The sequence below is a fragment of the Nocardia sp. NPDC005978 genome (assembly GCF_040614455.1).
Classification (GTDB): domain Bacteria; phylum Actinomycetota; class Actinomycetes; order Mycobacteriales; family Mycobacteriaceae; genus Nocardia.
Window position 1 is genome coordinate 21,477 of the sequence record NZ_JBEXUS010000101.1, and the last position, 8,187, is coordinate 29,663.

At 70.8% G+C, this 8,187-nt stretch carries 9 protein-coding genes; 1 reads left to right on the plus strand and 8 read right to left on the minus strand.

Annotated features, from left to right (window positions below; translation table 11 throughout):
- Positions 1–23: 23 nt before the first annotated feature.
- The 7 genes from ABZ319_RS32025 to ABZ319_RS32055 all read right to left on the minus strand — a co-directional run bounded on the left by ABZ319_RS32025 (position 24) and on the right by ABZ319_RS32055 (position 6,785).
- Positions 24–731 carry a class II aldolase/adducin family protein gene (locus ABZ319_RS32025; protein ID WP_354990269.1) on the minus strand — a complete coding sequence of 236 codons (708 nt, stop codon included), beginning with the start codon at positions 729–731 and terminating at the stop codon, positions 24–26.
- 31 nt (positions 732–762) lie between these two features.
- Positions 763–1,932 (minus strand): LLM class flavin-dependent oxidoreductase, encoded by a 1,170-nt coding sequence (locus tag ABZ319_RS32030; RefSeq protein ID WP_354990270.1) that lies wholly within the window; start codon positions 1,930–1,932, stop codon positions 763–765.
- 64 nt (positions 1,933–1,996) lie between these two features.
- Positions 1,997–3,091, minus strand: coding sequence for an LLM class flavin-dependent oxidoreductase (locus ABZ319_RS32035; protein ID WP_354990271.1), 1,095 nt, complete (start codon positions 3,089–3,091; stop codon positions 1,997–1,999).
- Positions 3,088–4,113: an ABC transporter substrate-binding protein gene (locus tag ABZ319_RS32040; RefSeq protein WP_354990272.1), complete on the minus strand. Its 1,026-nt coding sequence runs from the start codon at positions 4,111–4,113 to the stop codon at positions 3,088–3,090. Before ABZ319_RS32040 ends, ABZ319_RS32035 begins: the two co-directional genes overlap by 4 nt.
- Positions 4,110–4,862 (minus strand): ATP-binding cassette domain-containing protein, encoded by a 753-nt coding sequence (locus ABZ319_RS32045; protein ID WP_354990273.1) that lies wholly within the window; start codon positions 4,860–4,862, stop codon positions 4,110–4,112. Before ABZ319_RS32045 ends, ABZ319_RS32040 begins: the two co-directional genes overlap by 4 nt.
- Positions 4,859–5,743, minus strand: a complete 885-nt coding sequence (locus ABZ319_RS32050; RefSeq protein WP_354990274.1) for an ABC transporter permease — start codon at positions 5,741–5,743, stop codon at positions 4,859–4,861. The genes ABZ319_RS32045 and ABZ319_RS32050 overlap by 4 nt, the downstream gene beginning before the upstream one ends.
- 1 nt (position 5,744) lies before the next feature.
- Positions 5,745–6,785, minus strand: coding sequence for an NrtA/SsuA/CpmA family ABC transporter substrate-binding protein (locus ABZ319_RS32055; protein ID WP_354990275.1), 1,041 nt, complete (start codon positions 6,783–6,785; stop codon positions 5,745–5,747).
- Positions 6,786–7,074: 289 nt separating this feature from the next.
- Here ABZ319_RS32055 and ABZ319_RS32060 point away from each other — a divergent pair, with 289 nt between their 5' ends.
- Complete coding sequence (locus ABZ319_RS32060; RefSeq protein ID WP_354990276.1) at positions 7,075–7,830, plus strand: IclR family transcriptional regulator; 756 nt, start codon at positions 7,075–7,077, stop codon at positions 7,828–7,830.
- Between the two features lie 164 nt (positions 7,831–7,994).
- On the opposite strand, the gene ABZ319_RS32065 is transcribed toward ABZ319_RS32060, so the two are convergent.
- A partial coding sequence (locus ABZ319_RS32065; protein ID WP_354990277.1) for a hypothetical protein occupies positions 7,995–8,187 on the minus strand: 193 nt, incomplete at its 5' end.

Below are 8,187 nucleotides of genomic sequence, written 5' to 3' on the forward strand. Positions count from 1 at the left end.
TCCTTCGGGGTGGGAGTGATGGATCAGATCAGGCCGCGGCGGCGGGCCTCGTCGGCCAGTCCGGTGCGGCCCCACTGCACGGCGAGGTTGGAGGCGTCGAAATCGACGGACCCGCCTAGGGTTTCGCCGATCGCCTGGTACTGCGCGCCCTCCTCCAGCAGGACGACGAGCTTGGCCAGGTCGAGCAGCCCGCCGCGGCCGATCACGTTCGCGCCGCCGTTGGCCTCGAAGATGGCGATGAGGTCCGGGTCGACGGTCAGGCGCTGGAGAATGAAGTCACCCGCGCCGATGCTGCGGTCGATGTGCGGCGGGATCTCCCGGGACAGGGTCAGTCGCTGCACGGCCGCGTAGCGAATGGGCAGGGTGCGGTGGGTCTGCGCCCAGCCGCCCAGCCACGGCGAATGCACGTGCACGACGGAGGTGATCTCCGGGTGGGCGCGGAACACCTTGGCGTAGCCGGTGACGAATCCGGCGGAACCGCTGCCGGACAGCACCTTTCCATCGAAGGTCGCCACCACCGGTCGCACGGTGCGGTCGTCGGCCCAGGGGCCCGGCTCGTTGAGCGCGACGGCGATGTCCTCGCCTGGCACGCGCTCGACGAAGTTGACGGTGCCGTTGCCGGTCACGGTGCCGCTCTCGCGCAGCACCCGGAACGCCTTGTCCGCGTCGCGGGTCACGGCGGCGACGAATTCGGCGGCGGTGTCCGAGAGGACGGTCTCGACGGTGGTCATGATGTCTCCTGATTCGATGTTCGTGGTGTGCTCAGCGCGTAGCGGACAGCGCGGCAACGGGTTCCGGTGCGGTCAGCCGCGAACGGCCCAGCAGGGGCAGCACTTCCTCGCCGACCCGGTACGCCTCCTCGAGGTGCGGATTGCCCGCCAGGATGAAGGCATCCACGCCGAGCGCGGTCAGCTCGTCGAGGCGCTGGGCCACCTGTTCGTAGCTGCCGACGAGGCCGAACGCGGGCCCGCCGCGAATGAGGCTGAAGCCGCACCACACGTTGGGTTGCACCTCCAGATCCCGGTAGCCGGTGATGGTTTCGGGCACCCAGCCCTTGATGCGGGCCGCGCCGACCGAATCGCCCTGTGCGGCGCGATTGGCGGCGTCGCGGTCCACGAACGCCCAGCCCTTCTCGATCTCGGCCCAGGCGGCCTCCTCGGTGTGCCGGGCGACGATGTCGATGCGGACCGCGAACTTCGGGGTGCGCCCGATCCGGTCGGCGTGCGCGCGGACGCCGTCGAACTTGGCCCGCAGGTCCGCGAAGGGCTCGAGCCAGGACAGGTAGTAGTCGGCGTGCCGTCCCGCAGCCTGCACCGCCGCGCCCGAGGACCCGGAGAAGTAGACCTCCGGGAAGGGCTGCCCCGCCAGGCCCGGCGGCAGCGCCGCCTCCTCGCCCCGGTAGAAACGCCCGTCGTGCGTGTAGGGCTCGCCGTCCCACACCCCGCGCAGCACGTCGAGGAACTCGCTGGTGCGCGCGTACCGGTCGTCGTGGGAAACCTTGTCACCCCACCACAGTTGGGCCGGTCCGCCGCCCCCGCTGATGATGTTGTAGACCAATCGCCCGCCGGTGGCGCGCTGCAGGCTCGCAGACATGCGCGCGGCCTGCACCGGGTGCAGGAAGCCGGGCTGGAAGGCGACCATGAACCGGTAGGTGGTGGTCTCGCGGGCCAGTGCGGCCGCGATGGCCCAGGGATCCTCGGTGACCGGGAACGAGGGCAGCAGTCCGCCCAGGAAGCCGGCCGATTCCGAGGCCCGGGCCACGGCGGCGACATGGTCGATGTAGCCGTAGCCGTCGAGTTCGCCGCCGCGAATGGCGGGCGCGATGTTGCCCGGGCCGTAACCCCCGGCGTGCCCGCGGTTGTAGCGGCGCGGGGTGCGCAGCGAGGCGTGATCGCCCTCCATGCCGATGCGCCAATAGATGTCGATGGTCATGCCGTGCCCTTCCGCCGGTGAGGGGAGCGCTCCGTGCTCGTGCCCGGACGCCGTGCTGGATCGATCACGCGGGCGCCTCGGTCAGGACGCGTCCGGCCGGATCGGCCAGATGCAGCAGGTGTTCGCCGGTGCGGTGCACCTCTTCGATATGCGGATGCCCGGACAGCGCGATGCTGTCGATCCCGGCGGCCGTGTACACCTGAAGTTGCCGGGCTACCTGCTCGTAGCTTCCGACCAGGCCGATGGCCTGCGGGTACCCGAGTTCGCCGAATCCGGCCCAGCGGCCGTCGCCCAGACTCAGCGAGGTGGCGTCCGGACCCGTCGGATGCAGTTCGCGCCATTGCCTTTCGACCCTGGCCCAGGCTTCGGTCTCGGTCTCGCGGGCGATGATCGGCAGCTCCAGCCCGGCCCGGACCGTGCGGCCCTGCGCGCCGGCGAGGCGGCGCAGCTCGGCCAGCGGCGCGGCGAAACCGTCGGGTGCTTCGGTGAAGACGTGAACGTCGGCGTGCTTCGCCGAAAGCTTCAGCGCGGCAGCCGAAGTCCCGGACAGGTACACCTGCGGGAAGGGCAGTCCGGACAGGATCCCCCGGAAACCGCCGTCGATGACGTCGTAGAACTCGCCCGCGTACTCGAAGCCGGTGCCCTTGAATCCCGCGCCCGGAATGGGATCCGAGTTCCAGACACCCCGGGCGACGGTGAGGAATTCCGCCGCCCGCGCATACCGATCGTCACCGACGACCCGGTCCCCGCGCGCCCGCTCGTCGGCGATGTCGGTGTCGACCGCGAGCCGCCACCCCAGCCGCCCGGCCGAGAGCCGCTGCAGCGTGGCCGAGATCTTGGCCGCGTACACGGGCGTGCCGAAGGCGGGCTGGAACTCGACGACGACCCGGGCGTGCCGGGTGGCTCGCAGCGCTCCCGCGGCCACGATCCAGGACTCCTCGCCCAGTGGATCGTAGGGCGCGAGTACGCCGTCCAGGCCGTTGAGTTCGGCGGCGTCGATGATCTGGTGCAGGTCGTCGAACGGCCCGAAATTGCCGGGCCGCACATCGGTGGCCGGGGTGCTGGGGCCGGGCCCGCCGAAGCCGCCGCGTTGCCGCAGTTCCGGATTCGCGCGCCGGCCGTCGCCACGGGCGGGCAGCCGCCACAGGTATTCGGTCATGCCGGCACCCGCTCGGCGGCGACCAGAGCGCGGGCCTGCTCGAGGGGCTCGTACGCGACCCAGGCGTCCAGGTCGAAGTCCGCCGCCAGGAAGCCGTGGCTGTACAGGAACTGCTTCTGCACCCCGAGCAGTTCGACTCGCTCGGCCGTGAGCGAGGGGTGCAGGCCGCGATGGAACTCGGTGCCGTAGGCGGCCACCACACCGTCGGGACCGGAGAGGGTTTCGCGCTGGAGCACCTCGCGGACGCCGTCGAGATTGCCCGCCGCCCAGTCCGCCGCCCGCAGGCTCTGGGCCAGGAAGCCGACCACCACTTCGGGTTTGGTGTCCAGCAGGTCCTGATGCACCGTGATCGGGCGCGGCGTGCCGTTGTTCACCCGCAGTCGCTTGGTCTCGGAGGCGTCCAGGTCGATGGCGACCCGCAGGCCGTGTTCGACCGCCACCTCCTGGGCACGGGCGCCCTTGACGTAGATGGCGTCCACCGCACCGTCGAGCAGTTCCCGCACGCCCCAGGTGATGTCGCGACGCCGCTCCTGAACCTCCGTGCGCACCTGCGGGTCCCGCTCCACCCCGACCTCGGTGACGCGCACGTCGGCCAGGGTGAGCCCGGCCGGGCGCAGCGCGTTGGCGAAGCCGTGCAGCGCCATGGCACGCGGGAAGCTGCGCGCCTGATCCTGCGCCCACGCGGGCACCGCGACGCGCAGTCCCGCGAGATCGGCCGCGCCGGCGACCGGCGAATCCGGGCCGACCAGGATGGCCTGCGATTCGTCGATCCAGGTCAGGCCGATGAGCCGGGTGGGCGAACCCTGGGCGCGGGCGGCCAGCGCGGGCACGTTGCCGCCCTCGCGAATCAGGCCGGACAGCTCGTGCGAGAAGTGGAAGCCCGCCAGCTCGGGCCCGGCATCCTGGAGCACCCCGAAGTCGAGGCCGCTGTGCGCGGCGGTCTCGCCGAGCCAGCCGAGGCTGTGCGCCAGGCCGCTCGCGGTGGGAACGGGGCAGCGCGTGTACCAGAGGGTGTCGGTCATGAAGTGCTCCTGGGGGTTTCGGGAATGCGGTCCACGCCCAGCTGGGCGAGGAAGTCCGCGCGATAGCGCAGGGCCGCGGGGTCGGTGCGATCACGCGGTCGCGGCAGGTCGATGTCGGTGTCGACCGCGAAGCGGCCGTTGTCCAGCACCAGGACGCGGTCCGCGAGCCGCACGGCCTCGTCCACGTCGTGGGTGACCATGAGTACCGCCGGGCGATGCCGGGCCACCAGATCGCCCACCAGATCCTGCATTTGCAGGCGAGTCAGGGCATCGAGCGCGGCGAAAGGCTCGTCCAGCAACAGCAGTTCGGGTTCGCGGACCAGGGCGCGAGCCAGGGCCGCGCGCTGGGCCTCGCCGCCGGACAGGGTCGCGGGCCACTGGCGGGCCTTGCCGTCCAGGTGCACCTCGGCCAGCGCGCGCAGCCCGGCCTCGCGTACCTGGCGGGAACGGCGCTGGCCGACAACGACATTGGCCAGCACCCGCTTGGAGGGAATGAGGCGCGGTTCCTGATAGACGGTGGTGCGGGCGGCGGGGACCAGTACCTGTCCGGCATCGGGAAGCTCGAGTCCGGTCAGCAGCCGCAGCAGCGTGGTCTTGCCGGTGCCGCTGGGGCCCAGCAGCACCACGAATTCGCCGCGCCGGATGGTCAGATCGATGCCGTCCAGCACGACCTTCTCACCGAAGGCCTTGTGCAGTCCGGTGATCGATACCGCGACCGGGCTCTCGACGCGTGCGGTCACCGCGGTCATCGGATCGCCACCTGACGCCGCCACGGCATGGCGTACCGCTCGGCGATGCGGACCAGGCCGTCGAAGATCAGGCCGAGCAGCGCGTAGAGCACCACGCACAGCACCATGTAATCGGTGCGGTTGTACTCCTGGGCCAAGGTCACCAGGTAGCCCACGCCCTCGTTGGTGCCGACCTGTTCGGCGGCGATCAGGCCGGTGATGCTGATGGACAGGCACACCCGCAGGGCCATGAGCACGCCCGGCAGCGCCGAGGGCAGGATGACCTCGAGCACGAGCCGTATGCCGCTGAGCCCGAACCCGCGCGCGGCCTCGACCACCTTGCGGTCCACGTTGCGCACGCCCAGATACGTGTAGGCGTACATGGGCGCGACGGTGGCGACCGCGATCAGCAGCACCTTGTACAGCTCGTCGATGCCGAACCAGGCGATGAACAGCGGCACCAGCGCCAGGAACGGCACCGCGCGCAGGATCTGCATGGTCGAGTCGACCAATTCCTCACCGAGACCGGACAACCCGGCGGCGAAGCCGAGCAGCAGGCCCGCGCCGACGCCGAGCGCGACCCCGAGGGCCGCCCGGGTGAACGAGGCGAGCGCGAAGTCCACCAGCTGGCCGGTGCCGAGCAATTCGGTGAAGGCCGACCACACCTTGGGCGGTCCGGCCAGGACCCGCGGGGACAGCGCCCCCGTCGCCGAACCGATCCACCAGCCCGCGAAGATCAGCGCGGGCAGCAGGAACCGCAGCGGAATCGACAGCCATGCGGGCCTGCGCTTCTCGATGCGGGCGCGGGGCGGGGCGAGCACGAGTTCGGCGGCGGTGGGGGAGTGGGAGCCGGGCGCGGCGGGGGTTCGCGCGTCCGTGCCCGCGGCGACGAGGACGGCCATGTCAGCTTTCCTTCAGTGCGGCCAGCTGCTCGGGGGTCAGCTTGGACTTCAGGTCGTAGAAGATGTCCGCGGCGGTGATCTTGCGGCTGATGACGCCGTTGTCGGCGAACTGGTTCACCACGTCGGCCAGATCAGCGGCGTCGGACTCCTTGGGCAGGTGCGGCTGGGTCGCCTCCGAGCCCACGCGCACCGCGTCGGCCAGGCGGGCGCCGCTGAGCGCGCGCGGCCCGGTCTTCTCGAAGACGTTCTCGAACTCCGCGGGGTTGGCCCGCTGCTGAGCCGAAAGTCCCTGCAGCACTTCGAGGTACTTGGCCGCGACGTCGGGCCGCTTGTCCAGGACCTCGGTGCGGAACACCACGACGGTGTTGTCCTTGGAACCGATGCTCTGCTCGGTGGCCAGCTCGACGCCGCCGTTGGCCTTGGCCTCCTGGTAGGGCACCAGGAACGAGGACCAGGCATCGACCTTGCCGGTGGCGAACGCCGAGGCGGCGTCCTTCTGCTGCAACGGAACCCGGGTCACCTTGTCGGCCGGGACGCCCGCCTGGGCCAGCGCCTTGAGCAGGATGTACTCACCCTTGCCCGCCGGGTTCACCGCGACGCGCTTGCCCGCCAGGTCCTTCACCGCGCGAATGCCGGAGTCCGGGTGGGCGATGATGCCGCTCTGGTCCTTGCCGGCCGGATCCTGCACGGCCACGATGCGCACCGGGACGTCCTTGGACAGCGCGCCGACCACCGGGCTGAACGCCGCGCCGGACACATCGAGTTCGCCGGTGTTGAACAGCTTCAGCATGGAGCTGAAACCCGGTGTGGTGGTCACCCATTCGATGCGCGCACCGAGCGGGGCCAGAGCCTTGTCGAAGGTGCCGTCGCGCTTGCCGATCGCGAGCGGGCCGGAGTTGCCCGGGTCCACGACCTTGAGAACGAGCTCCGGCTTGGCCGCGTCGTCGGTGCTCGCGCCCGATCCACACGCGGCGACGAGAGCGACGACGGGGGCCAGCGCGAGCGCGAGCCGCCAACGGTTGGGCCGACGTGTGCGGAACATCGTGGGGGCACCTCTTCCGGTTCGAGAATCGGCCGCGATATCGGCCGATGTCCAGCGACAGTAGGGATCTCGAGCCGCTACGGCGAGGTAATGCTTTCCGAGGATCGGAAGGCTTGACACGGGTGGGGCATAGCCGTTACACCGCGTGCGGCCGCCGGTGCTCGTGATGAAAGCGCTGATCCGCGAAAGAGTTCTGCGCGTGCTGAGGCGAATACTCCCACCGGCGGCCTTTCCGGATAGTGGAAAGCGTGGTCCGGAATCTCGCTGCGGGCGTGCTACCGTCGCTGACGTGGAAGCCCCCGGTGTGCAAACCATCGCCCGTGCCCTGTCGGTGCTCGAATGCTTCCGGGCCGGCGACGAGCGCGGCGTCTCGGAGATCGCGCGCCAGCAGGGGCTGGCCGTGAGCACGACGCACCGGCTGCTGGCCGCCTTGGTCGCCGCGGGATTCCTGGAGAAGAACGAGGAATCCAGCCGCTACCGAATGGGCGGAGCGCTGGCCGAATACGGCCAGATCGCCTACCGCCAGCACCGCATCTATCTCGCCGAACCGTGCCTGGAACAACTGGCCGCCACCACCGGCGCCAGCGCCTCGGTCGCCATCCGGCACAGCATCCACGCGGTGTTGTTGGGCACCAGCCGCTGGCGCGAGACCGACGGCCATCGCCTCCAGGGCGTGCGGCTGCCGCTGCACGCCAGCGCCCTGGGCAAGGCGTTGCTGGCCTGGTCGGACGCGAGCGACGAGGAGCTCGCGGCCCTGCCCTACGACGAGGGCACCGATCGCTCGGTCTCGGGCCCGGCCGAACTGCGCGCCGAACTGACCCGGACCCGCGAGCGCGGCTACGCCTACAACGACGGCGAACTCGACCCCGAGTTCCGTACGATCGGCCTGCCGATCCTCGATCCGGCCGGCCGCTGCCGCTTCGCCCTGGGCCTGCGCGGCCCCACCGCCCTCATGATCCCCGAACGCGTCCCGTTCCTGGTAGAGCTGGCCAAGGTCACCGCCGCCGAGATCGGCACGCGCTTCGCGGCGGCGGCCGAGAGCTGATCTCGCCCCCGGTAGTGCGCGGAATCGGCACTCCGCGTTCGACATTCGGACGGTCGGCAGCGTCTATCGGGGGATTCGGTGCTGGCTTCGCCGAGGGGTGAAGCTCGCCATGCTCCTGCAATGTTCCGAATGCGCTCTCCGCGTGGTGTATTCGCGGGCCGGGATCACTGGACCGGGGATTCGGCGCAAGATTTCGCCGTAGCGGCCGACGGCCCAGACCTGTCCCGCTCGTACACGATGGCGGCGTCCACGCGGCTCTGAGCGCCGTCGACGAACTGCTGCCCGTCGCGGGACCCTCGGCGATGCGCTGGGACGGGGAAGCGCCCGCGCTCGCGGTGAACCTGCACGGCTGCGGCA